Raw genomic sequence first — 23,155 nt, 5'->3', positions numbered from 1 at the left:
GGGCGGGAAGTCACCAGGCGACGCGCAGCAAGGACGGGCCGCGCACGATCACCCCGTACTCCCATTTCACGCCGTCGCGCCCGTCCGCGAGCCGCAATTCCGGAAAACGCTCCAGAATCGCTTTCAGCGCCTCCTGCAATTCCAGCCGGGCCAGCTGCGCCCCGATGCAGTGGTGCGGGCCGTGCCCGAAGGCGACGTGCGGGTTCGGGCTGCGGGTCAGGTCGATGACGTCCGGGTTCGCGAACACCTCCGGATCGCGGTTCGCCGCGTGCAGCGCGGGCAGCACCGGATCGCCCGCCCGTACCACGACGTCGCCGATCCGGATGTCTTCGCGGGCATACCGGGCGAACATCGCCGCGGTGTTGATCGGGACCCAGCGCAGCAGTTCTTCCACCGCGGTCGGCAGGATCTCCGGCTGCGCCCGCAATTGCGCGAGGAGCTCCGGCTGCGTCAGCAAGGTGAAGACGAAACTCGGCAGCGCTGAGGAAACCGTCTCCACACCACCGGTCAGCAGGCCCGCGCCGGCGATCGAGATCAGCTCGTTCTCGGTGAGCTTGTCCCCGGCGTCACGGGCGTAGACGAGCGCGCCGAGAAGGTCGTCGGTCGGGTCCTCGCGGCGTTGCGCGACCAGTTGCGCCACGTAGTTGTCCAGCTGGTCGCCGTAGACGTCGAGCACGTCGCCCTTCGCCGTGGCGTCGCTGACCAGCGCTTGGGTCCACTCGCGGAAGATCGTGTGGTCTTCCTTGGGCACGCCGAGCAGATTGCAGATCACCGTGACCGGCAGCGGCCGCGCGAGATCCTCCACGAGGTCGCCGGGCGCACCGTTCTCGATCATCGCGTCGATCAGCTCGTGCGTCAGGGTGCGGACGCTCTCGCGCATCGCCTCCAGCCGCCGCGCGGTGAACGCCTTCATCACCAGACGGCGCAGGCGGGTGTGGTCCGGCGGGTCCATGCCCATGATGCCGTCGCCCATCTGCTGGCGGCGCATCCTCGGCTGGTCGAGGCCCTGGGCCAGCTCGCGGCTGAACCGCGGATCGGCGCTCACCAGCTTGACGTCGGCGTACTTCGTGGCCAGCCACGCCTGCTCGCCGAAGGGCAACTGCACCCGGCTCATCGGCTCGTCGCGCTGCAACTGGTGGTAGATCTCGGATACGGACGTCTCGTGCATGTCGAACGGATACGCCCGGACGGTACGGCGCGTGCTCATCGCGAATCCCCTCCGATCGCGGTCATCGGCTGCTCCAATGCCTGGGTGTCATGGGTGTGCTGGACGTACGAGAGCGCCGACATCAGCGTCGACGAGGTGATCCGGCCGCTCGGCGCGCGATCGGCGATGCCGCGCAACGGCAGCGAACCGAGCTCGGACCAGCCGAGCCGGCCGTCCGCGTCGAGCGTGCTGCGCGCCTGGCCCGCGTTGTCCGGATGCAGGCAGTACGGCACGTCGAGCAGCCCGCGTTTGAAGGCGACCACGAGCGCGCGGTCGAGATCGGCGTGGCTGTTGAGGACCGCGTCCACCAAGGCGTAGGCCTCGCGGTAGACCTGGTTGTCTTCGTCCACAATGGCCTTGACGCCTTTCGCCGACGCTGCCGCGTGTTCGAGCGCAGTCACGTTCTCGGCGACAGTCGGGATGCGGTGGGCTTCGGCGGCGGTCTTGACGATCAGCCGCTCCGAGCCGGTGCTCATCGCCAGCTCGGCGGCCTTGCCCAGCAACAACATCGCGCCGTCGGGCGTGCGCGGGAAAAGGCCCATGTAGGCGTAGATCACCACGTGCCAGGTCGCTTCCGGCAAGAACTCGGCGCACAACCGGCGCAGCGCGGCAACGGCTTCGCGGTCCTGCTGGAGGCTCGTCTGCTGCGCGTAGCTCACCGAAATGCTGCGCACACCCCTGCGGTAGAAGAACAACGCCTCCAGCACGCTGATCGCGACCAGCTCGCTCGGCGGGCACAGCTGTCCGAGCATGCAGCCGCCGAACGTCTCCAAATGCGGACGGCCGCCCGGATGTTCCGCGTCGACCAGCAGATCGCAGCAATACGCCCAATTCCGCACGGATTCGTCGAGCGGCGTGCGGCTGTAGGGCAAGCAGTAGGAAATCGGGCCGCCTTCGGTGGCGTGCAGACCGGCGGCGATCATCGCGCGGAAGATGTCCGCCGGCCGGGCGGAACCGTGCCGGACCTGCACCGGGAAATCCGGGCCTTCGAGACCGTCGAGCATCGCCCGGGTCACTTCGGGCGGATGGTTGACGATCGGGTAGCCGTTGAGCGGAATTCCGTTGCGCAGCGCATGGTCCGCGGAATCGGTGTCGCGGACGCGGGTGTAGCTGTCGAGCGTGAGCGTGCCGACGGTCGCGGCGTTCGCGAGCTTGGTCGCGATCAGCCCGGCACGCATCGCGGCCGGACTGTCGAAGCCCATGCGCGGCTGCACGACCAGTTCCCCGGCCGCGTGCCGCTGCGCTACGAACCGCTCGAAGCTCACGCTCCCTCCAACTGGCTGACCCCGCCGGGAAGCGTGGCCGCGAAGTGCCGGAAGGCGGCGGCGTTCTGCTCGTCGAAGACTCCGTCGAACCCGGCGAACAGCAGTTCCGCGGTCTGCTCGTCGGAAAGCGGTCCGCCTGTGCCGAGTTTGCCGCCGATGACGATCGGCAGCCGACGCAGTTCGTGAATCGCCCGCAGCCGCTGCACGACCCGGAGGCCGTCCTGGTAGCCGTGCCCGTTGACGCTGCTCAGCACGAGCATCGACGGGCGGCGGCTGACGCATTCGGACTCCAGCAGCTCGTCCGGAACGCACGCGCCGAGGTTCACCACGTCGAAACCCAGTTCTGCCACCAGAAGTTCGAGGTAGACGAGGTTCCAGGTGTGCGAGTCGGACGCCATGCTGCTCACGATCACCGTGCGCCCGCTGGGTTCTTCGACGATGCTGCTGCCGTAAGCGCGGACTTCCTCGCTCATGGCGACACCTCATAGGCTCGCTGATAGTCCAATCGCGACACTGAGATGACCTCGTCGCCCCGGACCACGACCTCGGTCGGCGCGGGACGGCCGAGGAAGCTGATCAGACTCGCGGTGACGCCGTATGCACCCACATTCGGCACGGTCAGCAGGTCTCCGGCGGCCAGCTCGGGCAGCTTCGCGGCTTTCGAGAGCGAGTCCCCGGGAGTACACAGTGGACCGACGAGTTGCCCCGGGTTGTCGCCGATCTGCTCGACGCCGACCGCGGCGGGCAACAGGCGTCCAATCCCGGAAAGCCCGCCGACGACGTTGATTCCGGCATCGAGAATGACGAACCGGTGGCCGCGGCTTTCCTTCACGTTCACCACACCGGCCAGCAGCGTTCCGCAAGTCCCGGAGAGATACCGGCCGGATTCGCAGGCCAGCTCGACCTCGCCGCTGCGCCATTCCGGCAGATAGAGATCGAGAAGCTGCTCCAACCCGTTGCGCAGCTTGGGGTAGTCGGTACGCTCGCCGGGAACCGCGTACGGCGACGAGAACCCGCCGCCGATGTCGAGCAGTTCTAGAGGCAGCCCCACTTCCTGGCGCAGTTGCGAGGCCGACTGCAGCACGAATTCGTACTCGCCGAGCAGCGCGTCCTCGTCCTGGGCGTTGCTCATGGTGAAGAAGTGCGCGCCGACGATCTTGGCCCCGGCGACCGCCTTGAGCAGCGGCATCAGCTCAGGCAACGTCTCGGCGTCGACGCCGAACTGCGACGGCCGGCCCATCATCCGGATCCCGGTCGACGCGCTGCCCTGCGTGGTGTTCACCCGCAGCAGACAACGCGCAACAGTGTCCTGCCGTTCCGCCGCGGCACCGACGTGCTGCAGGTCAGTCAGCGATTCCACGGAGAACAGCCGGACGCCAGCGGTGATCGCCGTGTCCAGTTCGCCGTCTGTTTTGCCTGGGCCGGTGTAGAGGATGTCCTCCGGCGCGAACCCGGCGGTCAGCGCGTTGGCCAGCTCGCCGGTCGAGCTGATCTCCGCGCGGCAACCGCCCTCGCGCAGCTCGCGGGCGATCTCCGGATGCGGGTTGGCCTTCAGCGCGTAGTAGACCGCGAACCCTTCGGGCAGCAGGCTGAACAGCTGATCACGCGACTGGGCGGTCACGTCGAGGTCGTATACGTAAGCCGGCGTGCCGAACCGTGCGGCCAGCTCGTCGTACTTGCTCATTTGCGGGCACCTTCCACCAGCAGGGCGAGTTCCTTCGTCGCGTTCTTGCCGTGCGCGGTGAGCGGGAACTCGTCCACGACGTGGCACAGCGCGGGCACCTTCTGCGGCTCCAGCCGCTGCGCCAGTTCCTTGAGCACCGTGGTCGGCGGCAGGTCGCTTTCCACGCAGATCGCCAGGTCCCGCGTCTCGCTCGGCGGGATCGCGCCCGCCGCGCGCACGCCGGGGATGTCCATCGCGGCCGCCTCGATCTCCAAAGTGGACATCCGGATTCCCTTGCGCTTGAACATGTCGTCGCGGCGACCCTCGAAGTAGAGGTAGCCGTCCTCGTCGAGCCGACCGTAATCGCCGGTGTGCAGCCGGAGCTCGCCGGTGGCCTCGTCGCGGCGGAACGCTCGCGCGGACAGCTCCGGGGCGCGCCAGTAGCCGGGCATCACGTGCGGTCCGGCAGCCACGATCTCGCCGATTTCGCCTGCGGGCAACGGAGTTCCATCGGCGGCGAGGATGTGCACGGTCGTGCCGGGCAGCGGAAGGCCCGACGAACCCGGACGTTCGGTGTCTTCCTCCGGCGGCATCACGGTGATCCGCTTGCACTCGGTCTGGCCGAACTGGCGGACGACACGGACGTCGGGGAAGGCCTCGCGGAGCTTCTCGATGGTCGAATCCGGCAGCGCCGCACCGGTGTTGGTGAACAGCCGCACCGGAGCCGGTTTTTCCTGGTCGCGCCCGGCGAGGGTGGCGATCATCGTCGCGAGCGAAGGCACGATCGGGACGACCGTCGCGCCGACCTCGCGCATCCGTTGCAGCAGGCGAAGATCAGACTCGGCGTCGGCGAGCACGATCTCGCTGCGGCCGAGCGTCGAGAGGAGGACTTTGTACAGGCCGTAGTCCCAGGACATCGGGAACCGGCAGAAAACGACGTCGTCCTGACGGTAGCCGAGCACCGCCTGGATCGCGCCGGCCGCGAAGGTGACCTGCCGGTGCGGTCCGATGACGCCCTTGGGCGCGGCCGTGCTGCCGGAGGTGTAAACGAGGACCGCGACGTCGTCCAGATCGACTTCAGTCGGCTCGACACGGAGCTGCTCGCGGTAGGCCTCTTCGACTTCTGTCCACAGTGGAGGCAGTTGCTCCGGCTGAACGATCAGCACCGGTTCGGCGTTCTCGACGACGGAGTCGAAGTGGAACTGTTTCATCGCCGGGTTGATCGGCACGAACACCGCGCCCCGGCGGGAAGTGCCGTGGAAGAGCGCGACCAGCGCCCGGTCCGTCGGCAATTGCACCACCACGCGGTCGCCGCGCTTCACCCCGCGTCGCGCGAGGACCGCCTCCACCGCGTGACTCCAAGCGGCCAGCTCGGCATACGTCCACACCCCCGCCCGGTCGCGCACCGCGGCGGCGTCCGGCGCACTGGCCACCGCCGCGTCGAGCAGGGCATGGACGAGAGAACCGGATTCGTTCACGACTGCCACTCCCGAAAGGATTCGTAGAATCACCGTGCCTGCGCGGGATAGCTCCCCGACGTCCGGAAAGTTATCCGCGCGCAGGCGGTGATCCACACCCCTAACGGCCCCTAGCTGGCAGTCTGCCGGTCCGTGAAGGGCTCCTTGAGGGAATCTGATTCCCTCAAGGAGCCCTTCACGGACGTTAAGCGGGCACCGGGCTCAGGATCTCCGCGGCCCGCGCGCCGAGGGTCTTCCGGTCGATCTTTCGGTTGGAATTCAGCGGGAACTCCTCGACATGCTCGTACCGCCGCGGGATCACGCCCTCGGGCAACACCGCCCGCAACGCTCGCACCAGCTCGATCACCGGCCGCTGCGGCCCGGTATAGAAGACGAAAAGCTCGGTCCCGCTCTCGCCTTGCACGCCGAGGGCCACCGCCTGCACTCCGCACTCTTGCAGCGCGTGCTCCACTTCGGTGAGCTCCACGCGCCAGCCGAGCACCTGCACCTGCGAATCGAGCCGCCCGAGATACGCCAGATCGTCGCCGCCGAGCCGACGCACCCGGTCGCCGGTGCGATAGAACCGCTGCCCGTCGCGGTCGAGGAACCGGCCCTTCTCGTCGGCCGGGTCGAGGTAGCCCGGCGTCAGCTGCGGTCCGGCGATGGCGAGTTCGCCCTCCCCCGCCTCGTTCTCGTCGATGAGCAGGTACTCGTGCCCCTCGTGCACCGCGCCGATCGGCACCACGCCGTTCACCGCCACGCGCGGGGTTTCCTCGTCGTCCCACCGGTACCCGGCGACGGTGATGGTCAGCTCCGTGGGGCCGTAGAGGTTCTCGGTGACGGAATTGCCCGCCGCTGCCCGCCAATCCGCGGTGTCGCGGACGGTCAGCGCTTCCCCGGCGAAGAAGCTCCACCGCAGGCCAGGCATCGCATCCGGGGTGAGCCGTCCGGTGCGACGCACCAGGTCGATCGCGCTCGGCGTGGAGAACCACACGGTGAGGCCGCGGTCCTCCGCGAACGCCGGCACATTCCGGTACGCCGCGCCCGGCAGGACCACCGCCTCCGCGCCCGCGCCCCACGCACAGAAGAGGTCGAACATCGCGCAGTCGAAGTTCAGGTCGAACGTCTGGGAGAAGACGTCGTCCGGCGTGAAGTCGTACCGCGCGTCGAGCAGGCCGAAGTAATGCTCGGTGGAACCGTGGCCGATCCGGACTCCCTTCGGCCGTCCGGTGGAGCCCGAGGTGAACAGGACGTACGCGGAGTCCTCGGGCCGCACGTCCATGGGCTCGCTGAGCGCTGCTTTCGGGTCAACCAGTCCCTTCTGGCTGGTTTCCGGAGCCAGGAGCGTCTTCACCGGCGGAGCCACGGTCAAACCGCGTTCGTCGGCGATGATCGCGTCCACCTCCGCGGCCTCGACCATCTGCGCGGTCCGGGCCGCCGGGAAGTCCGGCCGCAGCGGGACGACCGTCGCCCCCGCGTACAGCCCCGCCAGAATCCCGGCGTAGGCAGTGACTCCCTTCCCGGCCAGCACCCCTACCGTGCGGGCACCGGACTCCGCCAGCGCCCCGCCCCACAGCAACGCCCGCTCGTGCAGCTCGCCGTAGGTCAGCGTCTGCCCGCCGACGCTGACCGCCGGCCGGGACTCGGAACGGGCCAGCCCGCGCAGGAAACGCGCGTGCAGTCCCGAGGTGGTCGTCGTGTCCATCGTGGTCCTCCGCGTACTGTGCCGATCCCTGCCAACCCGACCACGGTCACGGCCTCATGGCTTCGCAGCAACGGTTCCGTGCCGGGTGGGGGGTCGGCCTGCTTGTGGTCGGATGAGTAATAGGGGTGCCGGTGCGTCGCTCGGGCGCGGCGGCGCGGGGTAAAGTTCAAAACCGAACCGGGCGGTCGGTTTCCCTGCCTGGTGAAGTGCCCGACCCAGCCACCGGAGTAGCCATGTGGGACAGCTCTTTCGACGAAGCCCTCCGCCCGTACCTCCCGTTCCTGCCCGCCGACGAGGCGCTGACCGCCGAGACCCCGCTCAAGGAGTACGGCCTCGACTCGCTCGCCACGGTGGAACTGCTGGCGGTGCTGGAGGAGAAATACAACGTCCGGTTCTCCGACGACGCGCTGAACCTGGAGACGTTCGAGAACCCCGGACGTCTCTGGGCGACGCTGTCGCAGCTGCAGCCGGCTAGCTGACCCGCGAGGGACCCGCGCCGCGCCGCCGCGGCTGCAGCGCGAGCCGCGGGTTCACCGTGGTCACCTCGAACCGGCTGGTGGTGGCGCGGACGCGGCCGAACAGCGTGTCCGGCCCGGCCACCCACAGCTTGCGCACGCCGAGCTGTTCGAGCGACGAGACGACGTCCGGCCAGCGCAGCGGCTCGACGATGCTGTCCAGCAGCATCTTCCGGACCTGCTCGCCGGACCGCAGCACCGAACCGTCCTGGTCAGCGATGATCGGAAGGAGGGGATCATGGAAGTCGAGGCCGCCGAGCACCTCGTCCTCGGCCTTGCGCCGCAACGCGCCGAACGCGCGCGAGTGCAGCGGAGGACGCATCGTGTACAGCGACAGCCCGCCCATGCTCCGCACGGTCTGCTTGAGCCAGTCGAGGTTCCGCTCCCGCACCGAGACCATGTAGAAGTCGTGGTCGATGTAGCAGGAGATGTCGGCCCATTCGCCGCGCCCGTCGAGTTCTGTCAGCGCGTCGCGCAGTTTCTCTTCCGGGGTGCGGACGAACGAGTGCGTGACGACGTCGGTGTGCTCGGTCGCGAAGAACTCGTCGAGGCATTGCGCGAGCTTCGCGGTCATCCACACCGCGTCCGGGAAAGTCAGCGAACCGGCGTACACGCTGGCCGGTTTCTCGCCGAAACTCGGGCCGGTGCAGTAGTCCGGGCTCATCCCGTACTCCTGTTCGGCCCATTCGGCGAGCGCGACGCAGGTGAGCATGAACCCGACCTGGGCGTACTCGGAGTAGTCGCCCTCGGCCTCGCGGAAGCGGTCGACCAGCGAGTAGCCCAGCCGGTCGTCGGCGTCCTTGATGAGCCTGCGCGCGAAGGGGTTGATGAGCAGGAACTTGCCGAAGTCGACGAACCGGCACGGGCTCATCCCGGGGAACACGACCGCCGATCCGGCCTGGCTGGCCTCATCCATGACTGGCGACCTCTCTTTCGGCGGGGGAATGGACTTCCTGCAGGAATCCCAGCAGGATTTCGCGGAACCGTTCCGGTTCCTCGAGATGGGGGACGTGGCTCGATTCCGGGAGGATCTCCCAGCGCACGTCGTGGATCCGGTCGTAGTACGGCTGCACGGTGGCCGGGGTGGCCTCGTCGTGCGCACCGGAAATGAGCAGGGTCGGCACCTCGATGTCGTCGAGGCGGTCGACCACCGAATAGTCCGCGAGCGTGCCGGTGACGGTGAACTCGCTGGGGCCGTTCATCACCGAGTAGACGGTGTTGTTGTCGGCCATCTCCATGAACGAGGCGACGTAGTCGGCAGGCCACGGCAGCACGCGGCAGACGTGCCGGTCGTAGAAGACGCGCATGAGATCGAAGTACTCCTGTGTGTCCGTGGTGCCGGCCGTTTCGTGCGCCCGCAGGCCCTCGTCGACACCGGGCGGGAGCAGCGCGCGCAGCCGGTCCATCTCGCTGCGCCACAACTCGTACGACGCCGGCGAGTTGGCGATCACCAGCCCGCGCAGGCCGTCCGGACGCTCGGCGGCGTGCCGCGCGACGACCAGTCCGCCCCACGACTGTCCATAGAGGACGTAGTTGTCCTCGATCCCGAGCCGGTGCACCAGATTGTCCAGCTCGTCGCCGAACAGCTCCGGGTTCCAGAACCCGGGGCCGGCGTCCGGCAGCCGGCTGGACCCGCCGCTGCCGAGCTGGTCGTAGTGCACGACCGGGAATCCGTGCCCGGCGAGTTCGGTCAGGCTCAGCAGGTAGTCGTGCGTGCTGCCCGGCCCGCCGTGCACCACGACCACGGCGGGAGCCGCCCCTCCCGGTTGCCCGGTGACCCGGTACCAGGTGCGGTGCTCGCCGAACGGGACCCAGCCTTTCGCGGTGGGCGCCACGGCCATGCTCATCACCTCGTTCGCCTCCCTCGTCCTTCTCCGGCACAGCGCGGCCGGATCCGGTTACCTGTCTATCCGCCGCGGCCCGCGCGCCACCAGCCCCTAAGGGGCATCTAAAGCCGAGCCAAATCCTCCTTGCCCGCGCCGGATTCAGGGGTCCCCTACCGGGTGGGCGCGGCGGTGGCGCGGCCCTACCGTTTCCCTTGTTCTCCTGTGACTACGAACCCGGAGCTGCCGCGATGCGCGTGATGCTGATGGTCTTCCCGACGAGGACGCACGTTTACAGCATGGCTCCGGTGGGCTGGGCGCTGGCCGCGGCCGGGCACGAGGTGCGCTTCGTCGGGCAGCGCAACCCGCGCGAGGTCGCGTCGTTCGCCGAAACCGGGCTGGACGCCATGTGGTTCGGCGACGAACTCGACATCGCCCGGCACCGCCAGCTGCAGGTCGACGGCAACAACGCGATGCAGGGCGACTTCCGGATCTCCGAAAGCCGCCCCGAGTGCTACACCGACGAGTACGTGCGCAACGTCTACGAGCACTGGGTCGACGTGTTCCGCTGGACCACGCCGGACTCGCTGCTCGACGAGCTCGTCCGCTTCGCCCGCCAGTGGCAGCCGGACCTCGTGGTGTGGGACCCGATGATCTACGCCGCGCCGATCGTCGCGCACGCACTCGGGGTGCCGCACCTGCGGATGATGTACGCCGCCGACCAGACCGCCCGCATCGGCGCGCAGTACCGCGACCTCAGAGCCAGCCGTCCCGAAGACACCTCGCCGGACCCGTTCGTGACGTGGATGTCCGCCGCGGTCGGCCGGTTCGGCGCGGACTACGACGAAGCTCTCCGCTACGGCGTGCGGACCATCGACTGCCATCCGTCATATCTGCGGTACGACGGCGTGGACGTCGACTACGTCCCGGCCCGGTTCGTGCCGCAGAACAAGCCGATGGCGATCCCCTCGTGGGTGCTGGAGCAGCCGGAGCGGCCGCGGGTGATGCTCACCCTCGGCATCTCCAACCGGCAGGTGCTCGGCGTCGAGGAGACCTCCGTCGGCGACCTGCTGGACGGCCTCGCCGACCTCGACATCGAAGTGATCGCCACGTTGAACGCGAGCCAGCTCGCGTCCGTGCGCGCGATCCCGGACAACGTCCGCGCGGTCGATTTCGTGCCGATGAACGAACTCCTCGCCTCGTGCTCGGCGATCGTGCACCAGGGCGGCGGCGCGACGATCAGCAACGCGGTGGTGAACGGCGTCCCGCAGCTCGTCATCCCGGGCACCACGTGGAGCGAACGCGGCTCCGCGGTGGCTCAGGCGAAGCGCGGCAACGGATTGCTGGTGGACCTCGAGGACGTGACGCCCGCGAGCGTCCGCGACGGAGTGTGCCGGCTGCTGGAGGAATCGTCCTTTCGGGAATGCGCGCTCGAGGTGCGCGACGAGATGCTGGCGACGCCCACTCTCGACGACCTCGTGCCGGAACTGGAACGGATCGCGCTATGCCCGTGACGCGGCCGCCGACCATGCGCACGATCGGGTTTCTCGTGCTGAGCCTCCCGATCCGGCTCGCCGCGTTCGTGCTGATCCTGGTGACCATGCTGGTCGGCGTCGGGACGACGATGCTGTGGATCGGCATCCCGATCTTGCTGGTCGCGACCTCGTTGATGCGTTCGTACTGCGCCTTCGAACGACGCTGGGCGCGCCAGATGCTGGGCGTCGCCATCGCCGAACCGGTCCGCCGCCGTCCGGCGGGCCCGGGCATGCTCGCGGTGTGGCAGGCGCGGCTGCTCGACCCCGCCACCTGGCGCGAGTTCGCGTTCGTGCTGATCGCTTTTCCGCTGGGCATAGTGGAATTCGTGGCGGGCGTCGTGTCCACCGCAGTACCTCCTTTCGGGATTTTCGTGGCACCGCGCATCGGGGCGATGCACGGCGAACTGGCGGGGTCGTTCCTCGGCCCGAACCGCACCGCGCAGCTGGAAGCGCGCACGGTGCAGCTGCAGAACTCGCGAGCGCGCGGAGTCGACGCGGTGGAAGCCGAACGACGCCGGATCGAACGCGACCTGCACGACGGCGCACAGCAGCGGCTGGTGTCCGTCGCGATGAGCCTGGGCCGGGCCCAGCTCAAACTCGATCTCGACGACCCGACCGCGGTCCGCGAACTCATCGGAGCCGCGCACGCCGACGCGAAACTCGCTGTTTCGGAGTTGCGCGACCTGGCGCGCGGGATCTATCCGCCGGTGCTCCAGGACCGGGGCCTGGACGCAGCGTTGTCTTCTCTTACCGCAAGAATGCCTATCCCTATTGAGGTCGAGGTTACCGTACAACCCCGTCCGCCCGCACCTGTAGAAACGACGACGTACTTCATCGTGAGCGAAACGCTCACCAACGTGACCAAACATTCCGGCGCCGACCGCGCGTCCGTGCGAGTGACCCGCGACGACGACACCGTGGTCGTCGAAATCACCGACAACGGCCACGGCGGCGCCTCGATGCGCCCCGGCGGCGGCCTGGCCGGATTGGCCGACCGCGCCGCCACGATCGACGGCGTGCTCACCGTCGTCAGCCCCGTCGGCGGCCCCACCGTCGTGCGGGCCGATCTGCCCGTCCGCTGGTGAATCCTGTTGTGGAGGCTAGGAAAATGCGCGTCGTGATCGCTGAAGACTCGGTGTTGTTGCGCGCCGGAGTGCAAAGCCTGCTCGCGGACGTCGGCATCGAAACCGCCGCCGCGGTCGACAACGGCGACGATATGCTGGTGGCGATCCGAGACCACCGCCCCGACCTGGTCATTGCCGACGTCCGCATGCCCCCGACCTTCACCGACGAAGGCCTGCGCGCGGCTTTGGCCGCCCGCAAGGAAATCCCCGGCTTGCCGGTGCTCGTGGTGTCGCAGTACGTGGAAGGAAGCTATGCGGTAGACCTGATCGCGGAAGGCACCTCCGGCGTCGGCTACCTGCTGAAGGAACGAGTCGCCGACGTCGCCGACTTCCTGGAAGCAGTCCGCCGCGTCGCCGGCGGAGGATCGGCCATCGACCCGGACGTGGTCGCGCAGATGCTGTCCCGCAGCCGCGATCCGCTGGAGGCGTTGACGGCGCGGGAGACCGAGGTGCTGGCGCAGATGGCACAGGGCCTGTCGAACGCTGCCATCGCCAAGGCCCTGGTGGTGACTCAGGGGGCAGTGGAGAACCACATCAGCAACATCTTCGCGAAGCTCGGCCTGGAGGCCAGCCGGGATCAAAACCGCCGCATCCGCGCTGTGCTTACGTATCTGGACAGCACCGCGGTACACGCCTGATTCCCCGGCGGCTGCATCCACACTGCCTGGACAGCACCGTCGCGCGCCTGATTCACCAGATCGATACCGTGCAGATGTTCGACCGGCGGCGGTAGCTTGGGGGCATGGATCTTGGACCTCGCCCCGTTTCGTCTATTGTGGACGATGTAGTTGTTCTTCTGTGGCGCAACGCTTCCGCTACTCGCCGTCGATCTTCGAGATCGGCACTTCGCCCAAACTGGCCATCTCGAAGACCGGCGTTCCGCGTGGCTGCCGAAGCCGGAACTGCGGTGCTGCAGAAGGCCCGCATCGCCCTGCGCCGATGCGGGCCCCGCTCCTTCGCTTCGTCGCGCGGCCGGACTACCGTGCCCGCCAGCTCGTCGCCGGAACAAACCTTGTGGACGGTTGCCGAGGTGACGGCACAGCAATTTCCTCGCGCCCAGTCTCCGTGGCCTGACCGACTGCGGCCAACGCCACCAACAGCGCAGCCACTTCGACATCATCCGGATTCCCCCGCACCACACGTATTGCGGGCGCTACCGCAGCAGCACGCTGTTCACCGCACTCCCCGGCAGTTTCAATCCCAGCCGAATCCCCCTGCGCCGCAGGATCCTCCGCCCTGGCCACGTCTGCAGACGTCATCGCAGCGGATCGCTCACCGAGCGTCCCGCCAGATTCCGGCCCAGCCGACTCCCCCTGCTTCCGAGAAGCCCCGATCCCGGCCGATTCGCCCCGCACAACGAGCAACTCCGCCGCACTCGATTCACCACCCGCGGCAAGAACCTCCGCACCCAGCCCCGGATCCACCACTCCAACCGACCCCACCACATCCCCCGTTCCTCGCCGCGCCACCCGGACCGCCATCACATCGGCGGATTCCCGTGCTTGCGCGCCGGGACGTCGGCGTGCTTGGCCCGCAACATCGTCAGCGACCGGATCAGCATCTCCCGCGTCCGGCCGGGCTCGATCACGTCGTCGACCAGACCCCGCTCGGCCGCGTAGTACGGGTGCATCAGCTCGGTCTTGTACTCCTTGATCTTCTGCCGCCGCACCGCCTCCGGGTCGTCGGCCGCGTTGATCTCGCGCCGGAAGATCACGTTCGCCGCGCCCTCGGCGCCCATCACCGCGATCTCGTTCGTCGGCCACGCCAGCGAAACGTCCGCGCCGATCGAGCGCGAGTCCATCACGATGTACGCGCCGCCGTAGGCCTTCCGCAGGATCATCTGCACCCGCGGCACCGTCGCGTTGCAGTAGGAGTACAGCAGTTTCGCCCCGTGCCGGATGATGCCGCCGTGTTCCTGGTCCACCCCTGGCAGGAAGCCCGGCACGTCGACCAGCGTCACCAGCGGAATATTGAACGCGTCGCACGTCTGCACAAACCGCGCGGCCTTCTCGCTCGCCTCGATGTCGAGGACCCCGGCGAGCGTCGCCGGCTGGTTCGCCACGATCCCGACCACGTGTCCGTTCAGCCGCGCCAAGGCGCACACCACGTTCGTCGCCCAACCGGCGTGTACCTGGAGGAACTCGCCGTCATCGACGATTTCCTCGATCACGGCGCACATGTCGTACGCGCGGGCCGAGTCCGTCGGCACCACCTCAAGGAGCTTGTCCGTACGACGGTCCGCCGGATCGGCCGTCGGCTCCACCGGCGGCACCTCGTTGTTGTTGGACGGCAGCAACGAAATCAGGTAGCGCACGTCCTCGAGACAGCTGGGTTCGTCGTCGTAGACAAACGCGGCCACACCCGACGTCGAAGCGTGCACGTCCGCGCCGCCAAGACCGTTCTGGGTGATCTCCTCGCCGGTCACCGCGTGCACCACGTCCGGGCCGGTAATGAACATCTGCGAGGTTTCGCGCACCATGAACACGAAATCCGTCAACGCGGGCGAATACGCGGCACCGCCAGCGCACGGGCCGAGCATCACCGAAATTTGCGGAATGACTCCCGAGGACCGGGTGTTGCGCTGGAAGATCCCGCCGTACCCGGCGAGCGCCGTCACCCCCTCCTGAATCCGCGCGCCCGCACCATCGTTGAGCGACACCAACGGCGCACCCGCCGCGGCGGCAAGATCCATCACCTTGTGGATCTTCTGCGCGTGCGCCTCGCCAAGCGCGCCGCCGAAAATGCGGAAGTCGTGGGCATACACGAAAACCGTGCGCCCGTACACCGTTCCCCAGCCGCACACCACGCCGTCCGAATACGGCTTCCGGTGTTCGAGGCCGAACGCCGTCGCGCGGTGCCGGCGCAAGGACTCAATCTCGGTGAAGGAACCTGGGTCGAGCAGCAGTTCAATGCGCTCGTGCGCGGTCAGCTTGCCTCGGTCGTGCTGCCGGGCGGTCGCGGCGTCGTCGGGACCGCGGCGCGCGGCCTCTTTGATCTCCCGCAGTTCCTCGAGCCTGCTGTCGAATCCGACCGCCAGTGCCTCAGACATGTGCACGCCCCTTGTCGACAAGCCGATCGGTCAGATGCCGGAGAATCACGTCCTGGTGCCGGGTCAGGAAGAAGTGCCCGCCGGCGAGCGGGACCAGCTCGAAGCCCGCCGAAGTGTGGTCGCCCCACGACCGGACCTCGTCGACCGAGGCGACCGGGTCGTCGGTGCCGGTGAACGCGACCACCGGGGCCGCCAGCGGCGAGCCCGGTCGGTACCGGTAGGTCTCCACGGCACGATAGTCGTTGCGCACCACGGGAAGGATCATCCGCACGACGTCGTCGTCGCCGAGCAGATCCATTTCGGTGCCGCTCAACCGGCGCAGTTCGTCGATCACGCCGTCGTCGGTGCGGGTGTGCACGTTCTCGTCGCGATGCCGCGACGGTGCCCGACGTCCGGACACGAAAAGTGTGTCCACCGTGGCGCCCGCGGCCTCCAGCCGGCGGGTCACCTCGAAGGCGATCATCGCGCCCATGCTGTGGCCGAACAACGCGAGCGGCAGGTCGTCGCGGCCGCGCAGCAGGTCGGCGATCCGGTCCGCCAGCGCGTCGATGGTGGTCAGGAACGGCTCGTGCCGCCGGTCCTGGCGGCCCGGGTACTGCACCGCCAGCACCTCGATGTCCGGCGTCAGCGCCCGCGAAACCGGGAAGTAGAACGGAGCCGAACCCCCGGCGTGCGGCAGGCACACCAGCCTTGCCTTCGCCTCGGGCGACGTGTGAAAGCGGCGAAACCAGCTGTCCTCGTCGGAATTCGCGCTACCCGTCATGTCGTCCCACCGCCTTTCCGACGTCTGCGCCGGGACGACCCGGCCACGGATCCTTCTTCGCCGACCCACGGTAACCGCGCCCGCCGCACGCAACGACCCCTAACTCCCCCTAGATCCACAATGGACAGTCACGCCCAGCCCCTAGCCAGAAGGATTCCCTCGCATGCAGCCAACGTTCGTCCTCGTGCACGGCTCCTACGCTTCCGGACGCTGCTTCACCGCGCTCCAACGCGAACTGGCCCTGCGCGGCCACCGCAGCCTCGCCGTCGACCTCCCCGGCCACGGCACCGCCGGCTTCTCCACCGCCTACCAGGCCCAAGACCTCGCGGCCTTCGCCGAAGAACCATCGCCGCTCGCTGGCATCTCGCACGCCGACAACGTCGCACACGTCGCCGAAACCGTCCGCCGAGTAAGCGAATACGGGCCGGTGATCCTCCTAGGTCACAGCCGCGGCGGCTTCACCGTCACGAGCGTCGCCAACGCTGTCCCGGACTTGCTGGCACGAACCGTCTACGTCTCCGCTTGGTGCTGCGTCACCGGCACCGCGGCCGACTACCTCGCCACCCCAGCCTTCAGACCACCCGACACCGGCCTCAGCCCCATCGGCGACCCACGACGCCTAGACGCAGTCCGGATGAACTGGCGCACCACCGATCCCGCACACCTAGCCGCGCTGAAACGCGCCTGGACCACCAACGGCACCGACGCAGAGGTGATTGCTTTCCTGTCCACCCTCGTCCCCGACGAATCGCGAGACGCCGGTACCGACCTCGTTGACCCGGCGGCCTGGGGCCGAATCCCGCACAGCTACGTCCGGCTGACCGCAGACGCCAGCATGCCGCTTGCGTTGCAAGACCACTTCATCGAAGAAGCCGACGCCCTCACGCCCGACAACCCCTTCGACGTGCACTCCCTGCCCGTCGGCCACCTCGACCCGCTACTCCGTCCGACGGGCCTGGCCGAAATCCTCGCCGGGACCGCCGATTACCGCGAGGGAGCCTGATAAGCACCGAACTGCATCTGCCGGGCGAGCCGGAACCCCAGCTTCTCGTACAACCGGATCGCGCCGGTGTTCGTCCCGGCGGCGTGGAGAAACGGCCGCTCTCCGCGCTCCCGGATCCCCGCGGCCACCGCCAGCACCAGCCGGGCCGCCAACCCCTGCCCCTGGAACGCCGGGTCCGTGCACACCGCGCTGATCTCCGTCCACCCCGGCGGATGCATCCGCTCGCCCGCCATCGCTACCAGGACCCCGTCACGGCGAATGCCCAAGTAGGCGCCCAAAGCGATCGTCCGGGGCAGAAACGGGCCGGGTTTCGTCCGGGACACCAGCTCGAGCATCTCCGGCACGTCCGCCTCGGTCAGCCGTACCGCCTCGGCGTCGGCGGCTGCCGGGGCGGCCGAACCGTCCATCTGCACCCCGGCGATCTCGGCCTCCACCGTCCAGTCCGCGGGCGGCGGCGTCCCGACCGCGCCGACCACGACCGTCGACGCGCCCGGACCGATGAGGTCGGCGATGTCGTGCCACACGCGCTCGTCCGGCTCGTCCGGCACGGCGAGGAACGGAGAGACGTCCACCGGATACCGCAGTACCTGCCCCTTCTGCTCCGCGAACGACGCGTGCGGACCGCTCAACGCAGCCCAAGCGGGGTTTTCGAGCGGGGACGTGCTCATTCTCGCCTGCCATTCCGATCCGGGGTGCCCGGTCAAGAATGCGTGCGCCGCACCGGACCCGGCCACCGCCTCCCACATGCTGAGCAGCCGAGGACCGCCGCTGTCCGCAATCCGCCCTACCGTCGCCGCATCACCGACGAAGGGACCTCGATGAGCACCGTCGACCGCAACCAGCCGCTCGGCACCCCGACCTGGATCGACCTCGCCGTGCCGGACCTGGACCGTGCGCGACGCTTCTACAGCGCTGTCCTCGGCTGGACGTTCGACGGCGGCCATTGCCTGCTGCGCGACCTCCCCGTCGCCGGCCTGCGCCAAGCAACCGACCCCCGACCAGGCTGGACCGTCTACTTCGCCACCGACGACTGCGACGTCACCGCGAAAGCCGTCACCGCCGCAGGCGGCAAGCTCCTCGACCGCCCGCACGACGACGGAGACCACGCCCGCGTCGCCGTCGCGGAAGACCCGACCGGGGCAAGGTTCGGGATCTGGCAAGGCCGCAAGCTCCCCGGCGCCCGCCTCGTCAACGAGCCCAGCACCCTGCTGCGAAACGACCTCGTCACCCCCACGCCCAAGCCGGCGCGCGACTTCTACTGCGAGGTCTTCGCCTTCACGCTCGACGGCAACGACGACCTCGCCGGTGTCGATTTCACCTTCCTCCGCCGCCCGGACGGCCACGAGATCGGCGGCGTCATCGGCGACCAGTCCGCCGCAGCGTCGGCGTGGGGCACTCTGTTCCTCGTCGCCGACGCCGACGCGGCGGGCGCTCAGGCGGTCGAACACGGCGGCAAGGTCGTCGAAGCGCAGGACAGCCCGTACGGGCGCATGGTGACCGTCCTCGACCCGTTCGGCACGGAGTTCGTCCTGGGCTCCTGAACCACCGGGATTCGGTGCTAGAACAGAACAGGTGGACCTCGAAACCCTCCCCGGCGCGACCCTGCACCCAGCGACACCCGGGGACGCCGCCGAGCTGATGGTGCTCCAGCGGTGTTGCTGGGTCCAGGAAGCCCTGCTCAACAACACCCTGGACCATCCAGCGCTGACCGAAGACCTCGAAGAGGTCCGCGAGTCGATCACGACCTGGCACAGCTGGGTCGTCCGGCAGGGACACCGGCTCGTCGGCGCGGTCCGCGCCCGCACGGTCGAGGACAACGGCTGGGAGATCGGCCGCCTGATGGTCGCGCCGGATCTGGCGGGGCGCGGCCTCGGGCGAGTCCTTCTTGAGCACGCCGAGCGCCACGCCCCGCCGGAGACGAAGCAGTACGTCCTCTTCACCGGCGCGTCCAGCGAACGCAACATCGCCCTCTACGAACGGGCTGGCTACCGCCGCGCGCCGATGCCGTTCGAAGCGACCGGGGTGCTCCAGCTCGCGGTCTACCTGGTCAAACCGGCCTGACGAAGGCTCACAGCTCGTCGAAGACCAGCACGGTGTGCGTCGAGAGCACGTCCGGCATGGACTGCAACCGCTCGAACACCAAGTCCCGCAGGCTGTCCGCGTCGCGGGTCCGCACGAACAGGATCAGGTCGTTGTCCCCGGACACCAGGCCGCCGTGTTCGATTTCCGGGATGTGCTTGAGTTCCGCGCTCACCGTGCGCCACGAGTTCTGCGTGACCTTCAAGTACACGTACGCGGCCAGCCCCTGCCCCATCCGGCGCGGATCGGTGACCGCCGCGTACCCGGTGATCACTCCCTCGCGGTGCAGCCGCTCCACGCGCGTGTAGCAACCTGCCCGCGAAATGTGCGCGCGTTCGGCCAGCGCGCGCATCGAGGCGCGGCCGTCTTTCTTCAGCTCGGCGATCAGTTTCAGGTCGACCTCGTCGAGCGTCGCTGCCATTTGTCCATCCGGCCGGGACATCCGCGCCACCTCCCAAGCCAATCGTCCAATGGAGACTCCACAACTCGGCCATCATTCCACACTTGCCGATCAAGTCTGGACCCTTGATCGCCCGACAGCGAGTATCAGGGCCTACTCGTCTTTGTCGATGGGAGCTGTCGGTGACCACCACGGAACGCACTGCCGCGTCCTACTTCCTGCCCAGCGACGAGCCACTCGGCCTCGTGACCGCCGACGGCGCGCCGACGTCCGATCCGGCTCTCGCGATGCCCGCGGACGACGTCCTCCTCCGCCTCTACCGCGGCATGGTTTCCGGACGCCGCTTCGACACCCAGGCCACCGCGCTCACCAAACAGGGCCGGCTCGCGGTGTACCCGTCGGCGCGCGGGCAGGAGGCCGCCGAGATCGGCTCGATCCTCGCTCTTCGCCCGCAGGACTGGCTTTTCCCCACCTACCGCGACTCGATGGCCGTCGTCGCGCGCGGCGTCGACCCGGTCGAGGTGCTCACGCTGCTGCGCGGCGACTGGCACTGCGGCTACGACCCGTATCGCGCCAACGTCGCTCCGCAGTGCACGCCGCTCGCCACCAACACGCTGCACGCGGTCGGCTTCGCGCACGCTGCGCGTGTGAAGGGCGAGGACACGGTCTCGCTCGTTCTCGTCGGTGACGGTGCCACCAGCGAAGGCGACACGCACGAAGCGTTGAACTTCGCCGCTGTCTGGAAGGCACCGGTCGTCTTCCTCGTACAGAACAACGGCTACGCCATCAGCGTCCCGCTCGAGAAGCAGACTGCTGCGCCTTCGCTCGCGTACAAGGGTGTCGGCTACGGCATGCCGTCCGTACTCGTGGACGGCAACGACGCGGCCGCCGTGCACGCTGTCGTCGAGCAGGCTGTCGAGCGCGCTGCAGCGGGCGAAGGGCCGACGCTCATCGAGGCCATCACCTACCGCATGGAGTCGCACACCAACGCCGACGACGCGACACGCTACCGCGACAAGGCCGAAGTGGAGCAGTGGCTCACGCGCGACCCGATCAGCCGCCTCAAGCAGTACCTCACCGACCGTGGCCTCCTCGACGACAAGACGCAGCAAGAGATCGACGCGCGCGCCGAAGAGGAAGCTGCCGCGTTGCGGGAGCGGATGAACGTCGACACCGAGCTCGACCCGGCGGATCTCTTCCGGCACGTCTACGCCGAACCGACCGCCGCGTTGCGGCAGCAGGCCGCCGACCTGGCGTACGAGAACCACGAGAACACCGAGGACCAGGCATGACCGCCACTCTGGACACGACGGGCACGACCCTGTCCCTCGCCGGCGCACTCAACCGCGCCCTCGCCGACGCACTCGCCGAGGACGAGCGCGTACTTGTCTTCGGCGAGGACGTCGGCACGCTCGGCGGCGTCTTCCGAGTCACCGACGGACTCGCCGCGCGCTTCGGCGACGCCCGCGTCTTCGACTCGCCGCTGGCCGAATCCGGCATCGTCGGCACCGCGATCGGGATGGCCATGAACGGCCTGCGCCCAGTGATCGAGATGCAGTTCGACGCGTTCGCCTACCCCGCGTTCGAGCAGATCACCAGCCACCTCGCCAAACTCCGCAACCGCACCAAGGGCCAGGTCGAACTGCCCGTGGTGATCCGGGTTCCCTACGGCGGCGGCATCGGCGGCGTCGAGCACCACTGCGACTCGTCCGAGGTCTACTACACGCACACGGCCGGGCTGCGCGTCGTCACCCCGGCCACGCCGGACGACGCCTACACCCTGCTGCGCGAGGCGATCGACAGCCCGGACCCGGTCATTTTCCTCGAGCCCAAGCGCCGGTACTGGGAAAAGGGAACCGTTGACCCGCAACGGCGTTCACCCGGTCTCGACAAAGCGATGATCCGCCGCGAAGGCAGCGACGTCACCCTCATTTCCTACGGCGGCGCACTCGGAACGACCCTCGAAGCTGCCGAGGCCGCCGCGGAAGAGGGATACAACGCCGAAGTGATCGATTTGCGCAGCCTCGCGCCATTCGACCTGGAAACGGTCGCCGCGTCCGTGCGCCGCACCGGCCGCGCGGTCGTGGTGCACGAGGCGAGCCGATTCTGCGGCTACGGCGCCGAGGTCGCCGCGCAGTTGTCCGAGCACTGTTTCCATTACCTGGAAGCGCCGGTCTTGCGCGTCGCCGGGTTCGACATTCCTTATCCCGCACCGAATCTGGAACAGCACCACCTGCCGGGCGTCGACCGGATCCTGGACGCGATCGAACGGCTCCAGTGGGACGACGCGGCACCGCTCGACGGGGAGAAGTGATGGCCGTCTTCAAACTGCCCGACCTCGGCGAAGGTCTGACCGAGGCGGAAATCGTCGCGTGGCACGTGGCGGTCGGCGACACCGTGACCGTGGACCAGACCGTCGTGGAGGTCGAGACCGCGAAGGCGAGCGTCGAGGTCCCGGTGCCGTTCGCGGGCCGGGTCGCGACGCTGCACGGAGCGGCTGGCGAAGTGCTGACCGTCGGCAGCCCGTTGATCACTGTGGACAGTGCCGCGGACTTCACCGAACCCGGCGTCGTAACGCCGGAGGGCAGCGGGAATGTTCTGATCGGCTATGGCACCAGCCAAACCCGCACCCGACGTGCGAGGCGACCGCGCGGCAGCAAGGCACCAGCACCGGCAGCACCACCAGCCGCGGCACTGAAGTCCACTTCGGACCGAATCCGCGTAGTTTCGCCACTAGTCCGCCGTCTCGCCCGCGAGTCCGGAGTGGACCTTCACGCGCTCAACGGCACGGGCACCGACGGCATCGTGAGCCGCGCCGACGTAGAACGCGCGATCGCCGCCACGGAAACCCCAGTACCCCCGGCGGCAACCCCGGACGAGCAGCGAATCCCCTTGCGCGGCCTCCGCAAAACCGTCGCCGACAAACTCGCCCGCTCCCGCCGCGAGATCCCCGAGGCGACCGTCTGGGTGGACGTCGACGCGACCGAACTGCTGCGGCTGCGCACCGCGCTCAACAGCGATCCGCAGGCCCCGAAGCTCAGCCTGCTCGCGCTCATCGCCCGCTTCGCCGTCGCGGGCCTGCGCCGTTTCCCCGAGCTGAACGCACATCTGGAAGGCGACGAGATCGTCATCCCGTCCGCCGTCCACCTCGGCTTCGCCGCGCAGACCGACCGCGGCCTGGTCGTCCCGGTGGTCCGGAACGCGCACCAGCACCCGCTGGAAGACCTGTCCGCCGCCCTCGCCGACCGCACCGAACAAGCCCGTGCCGGACGGCTCGCTCCGGCCGACCTCACCGGCGGCACGTTCACCGTCAACAACTACGGCGTGTTCGGAGTGGACGGTTCGGCCGCCATCATCAACTACCCGGAGGTCGCGATCCTGGGCGTCGGCCGGATTATCGACCGGCCGTGGATTGTGGACGGTCAGGTCACCGCCCGCAAGATCACCGAGCTGACGCTGGCGTTCGACCACCGCGTCTGCGACGGCGGCACCGCGGGCGGATTCCTCCGCTTCGTCGCCGACTGCATGGAAAACCCGGTACGGCTGCTGCGCACCCTGTGAGGACGG

General features: G+C 68.6%; 23 protein-coding genes. 10 read left to right on the top strand and 13 right to left on the bottom strand.

Going from position 1 to position 23,155, the window contains the following annotated elements:
• Positions 1-10 precede the first annotated feature (10 nt).
• The 6 genes from ACZ7OI_RS45680 to ACZ7OI_RS45655 all read right to left on the bottom strand — a co-directional run bounded on the left by ACZ7OI_RS45680 (position 11) and on the right by ACZ7OI_RS45655 (position 7,297).
• Positions 11-1,207, bottom strand: a complete 1,197-nt coding sequence (locus ACZ7OI_RS45680; protein ID WP_470270360.1) for a cytochrome P450 — start codon at positions 1,205-1,207, stop codon at positions 11-13.
• Entirely contained in the window at positions 1,204-2,472 is a 1,269-nt protein-coding gene (locus ACZ7OI_RS45675) for a methylaspartate mutase (RefSeq protein ID WP_470270359.1), read from the bottom strand. The genes ACZ7OI_RS45680 and ACZ7OI_RS45675 overlap by 4 nt, the downstream gene beginning before the upstream one ends.
• A complete protein-coding gene (locus ACZ7OI_RS45670) occupies positions 2,469-2,945 on the bottom strand; it encodes a cobalamin B12-binding domain-containing protein (RefSeq protein ID WP_470270358.1) in 477 nt (158 codons plus the stop codon). Before ACZ7OI_RS45670 ends, ACZ7OI_RS45675 begins: the two co-directional genes overlap by 4 nt.
• The gene (locus tag ACZ7OI_RS45665) at positions 2,942-4,156 is read right to left on the bottom strand and encodes a type III PLP-dependent enzyme domain-containing protein (RefSeq protein ID WP_470270357.1); all 1,215 of its coding nucleotides are present in this window, start codon (positions 4,154-4,156) and stop codon (positions 2,942-2,944) included. The genes ACZ7OI_RS45670 and ACZ7OI_RS45665 overlap by 4 nt, the downstream gene beginning before the upstream one ends.
• Positions 4,153-5,622 (bottom strand): AMP-binding protein, encoded by a 1,470-nt coding sequence (locus ACZ7OI_RS45660; protein ID WP_470270356.1) that lies wholly within the window; start codon positions 5,620-5,622, stop codon positions 4,153-4,155. The genes ACZ7OI_RS45665 and ACZ7OI_RS45660 overlap by 4 nt, the downstream gene beginning before the upstream one ends.
• A 175-nt stretch (positions 5,623-5,797) precedes the next feature.
• Positions 5,798-7,297, bottom strand: a complete 1,500-nt coding sequence (locus ACZ7OI_RS45655) for an AMP-binding protein (protein ID WP_470270355.1) — start codon at positions 7,295-7,297, stop codon at positions 5,798-5,800.
• Positions 7,298-7,503: 206 nt separating this feature from the next.
• Here ACZ7OI_RS45655 and ACZ7OI_RS45650 point away from each other — a divergent pair, with 206 nt between their 5' ends.
• Positions 7,504-7,776 carry a phosphopantetheine-binding protein gene (locus ACZ7OI_RS45650; RefSeq protein ID WP_470270354.1) on the top strand — a complete coding sequence of 91 codons (273 nt, stop codon included), beginning with the start codon at positions 7,504-7,506 and terminating at the stop codon, positions 7,774-7,776.
• Here the strand turns inward: ACZ7OI_RS45650 and ACZ7OI_RS45645 are convergent.
• Together ACZ7OI_RS45645 and ACZ7OI_RS45640 are read right to left on the bottom strand one after the other, a co-directional pair.
• Positions 7,769-8,728 (bottom strand): ACP S-malonyltransferase, encoded by a 960-nt coding sequence (locus ACZ7OI_RS45645; RefSeq protein WP_470230300.1) that lies wholly within the window; start codon positions 8,726-8,728, stop codon positions 7,769-7,771. The genes ACZ7OI_RS45650 and ACZ7OI_RS45645 overlap by 8 nt on opposite strands.
• Positions 8,721-9,653, bottom strand: a complete 933-nt coding sequence (locus ACZ7OI_RS45640) for a proline iminopeptidase-family hydrolase (protein WP_470270353.1) — start codon at positions 9,651-9,653, stop codon at positions 8,721-8,723. The genes ACZ7OI_RS45645 and ACZ7OI_RS45640 overlap by 8 nt, the downstream gene beginning before the upstream one ends.
• Before the next feature lie 233 nt (positions 9,654-9,886).
• Between ACZ7OI_RS45640 and ACZ7OI_RS45635 the strand changes: the two genes are divergently transcribed.
• The 3 genes from ACZ7OI_RS45635 to ACZ7OI_RS45625 are packed head-to-tail and all read left to right on the top strand — an operon-like array spanning position 9,887 to position 12,932.
• A complete protein-coding gene (locus ACZ7OI_RS45635; protein ID WP_470270352.1) occupies positions 9,887-11,149 on the top strand; it encodes a nucleotide disphospho-sugar-binding domain-containing protein in 1,263 nt (420 codons plus the stop codon).
• Complete coding sequence (locus ACZ7OI_RS45630; RefSeq protein ID WP_470270351.1) at positions 11,140-12,255, top strand: sensor histidine kinase; 1,116 nt, start codon at positions 11,140-11,142, stop codon at positions 12,253-12,255. The genes ACZ7OI_RS45635 and ACZ7OI_RS45630 overlap by 10 nt, the downstream gene beginning before the upstream one ends.
• A 23-nt stretch (positions 12,256-12,278) precedes the next feature.
• Positions 12,279-12,932: a response regulator transcription factor gene (locus ACZ7OI_RS45625; RefSeq protein WP_470270350.1), complete on the top strand. Its 654-nt coding sequence runs from the start codon at positions 12,279-12,281 to the stop codon at positions 12,930-12,932.
• A 339-nt stretch (positions 12,933-13,271) separates the two neighbouring features.
• Here the strand turns inward: ACZ7OI_RS45625 and ACZ7OI_RS45620 are convergent, their stop codons facing one another.
• From ACZ7OI_RS45620 to ACZ7OI_RS45610, 3 genes are all read right to left on the bottom strand, one after another.
• Positions 13,272-13,553 carry an acyl-CoA carboxylase epsilon subunit gene (locus ACZ7OI_RS45620; protein WP_470270349.1) on the bottom strand — a complete coding sequence of 94 codons (282 nt, stop codon included), beginning with the start codon at positions 13,551-13,553 and terminating at the stop codon, positions 13,272-13,274.
• Between the two features lie 221 nt (positions 13,554-13,774).
• A complete protein-coding gene (locus ACZ7OI_RS45615; RefSeq protein ID WP_470270348.1) occupies positions 13,775-15,343 on the bottom strand; it encodes an acyl-CoA carboxylase subunit beta in 1,569 nt (522 codons plus the stop codon).
• Positions 15,336-16,106: a thioesterase II family protein gene (locus ACZ7OI_RS45610; RefSeq protein WP_470270347.1), complete on the bottom strand. Its 771-nt coding sequence runs from the start codon at positions 16,104-16,106 to the stop codon at positions 15,336-15,338. Before ACZ7OI_RS45610 ends, ACZ7OI_RS45615 begins: the two co-directional genes overlap by 8 nt.
• 163 nt (positions 16,107-16,269) lie before the next feature.
• On the opposite strand from ACZ7OI_RS45610, the gene ACZ7OI_RS45605 reads away from it, so the two are divergent.
• Complete coding sequence (locus ACZ7OI_RS45605) at positions 16,270-17,109, top strand: alpha/beta hydrolase (RefSeq protein ID WP_470270346.1); 840 nt, start codon at positions 16,270-16,272, stop codon at positions 17,107-17,109.
• Here ACZ7OI_RS45605 and ACZ7OI_RS45600 read toward each other — a convergent pair.
• Entirely contained in the window at positions 17,091-17,777 is a 687-nt protein-coding gene (locus ACZ7OI_RS45600) for a GNAT family N-acetyltransferase (protein ID WP_470270345.1), read from the bottom strand. The two genes, ACZ7OI_RS45605 and ACZ7OI_RS45600, sit on opposite strands and share 19 nt — an antisense overlap.
• A 150-nt stretch (positions 17,778-17,927) precedes the next feature.
• Between ACZ7OI_RS45600 and ACZ7OI_RS45595 the strand changes: the two genes are divergently transcribed.
• Positions 17,928-18,650 carry a VOC family protein gene (locus tag ACZ7OI_RS45595; RefSeq protein WP_470270344.1) on the top strand — a complete coding sequence of 241 codons (723 nt, stop codon included), beginning with the start codon at positions 17,928-17,930 and terminating at the stop codon, positions 18,648-18,650.
• Positions 18,651-18,681: 31 nt separating this feature from the next.
• Positions 18,682-19,170, top strand: a complete 489-nt coding sequence (locus ACZ7OI_RS45590; protein ID WP_470270343.1) for a GNAT family N-acetyltransferase — start codon at positions 18,682-18,684, stop codon at positions 19,168-19,170.
• 7 nt (positions 19,171-19,177) lie between these two features.
• Here ACZ7OI_RS45590 and ACZ7OI_RS45585 read toward each other — a convergent pair whose 3' ends face one another.
• A complete protein-coding gene (locus ACZ7OI_RS45585) occupies positions 19,178-19,630 on the bottom strand; it encodes an Lrp/AsnC family transcriptional regulator (protein WP_470270342.1) in 453 nt (150 codons plus the stop codon).
• A gap of 140 nt (positions 19,631-19,770) precedes the next feature.
• On the opposite strand from ACZ7OI_RS45585, the gene pdhA reads away from it, so the two are divergent.
• The 3 genes from pdhA to ACZ7OI_RS45570 are packed head-to-tail and all read left to right on the top strand — an operon-like array spanning position 19,771 to position 23,149.
• Positions 19,771-20,880 (top strand): pyruvate dehydrogenase (acetyl-transferring) E1 component subunit alpha, encoded by a 1,110-nt coding sequence (gene pdhA / locus ACZ7OI_RS45580; RefSeq protein WP_470270341.1) that lies wholly within the window; start codon positions 19,771-19,773, stop codon positions 20,878-20,880.
• Positions 20,877-21,902, top strand: coding sequence for an alpha-ketoacid dehydrogenase subunit beta (locus tag ACZ7OI_RS45575; protein ID WP_470270340.1), 1,026 nt, complete (start codon positions 20,877-20,879; stop codon positions 21,900-21,902). The genes pdhA and ACZ7OI_RS45575 overlap by 4 nt, the downstream gene beginning before the upstream one ends.
• Positions 21,902-23,149, top strand: coding sequence for a dihydrolipoamide acetyltransferase family protein (locus ACZ7OI_RS45570; RefSeq protein WP_470270339.1), 1,248 nt, complete (start codon positions 21,902-21,904; stop codon positions 23,147-23,149). The genes ACZ7OI_RS45575 and ACZ7OI_RS45570 overlap by 1 nt, the downstream gene beginning before the upstream one ends.
• Positions 23,150-23,155: the final 6 nt, after the last annotated feature.

Source organism: Amycolatopsis sp. NPDC114503 (genome assembly GCF_055633655.1).
The sequence above is the reverse complement of the archived record's forward strand: the minus strand, read 5'-3'. Positions and strand labels throughout refer to the sequence as shown.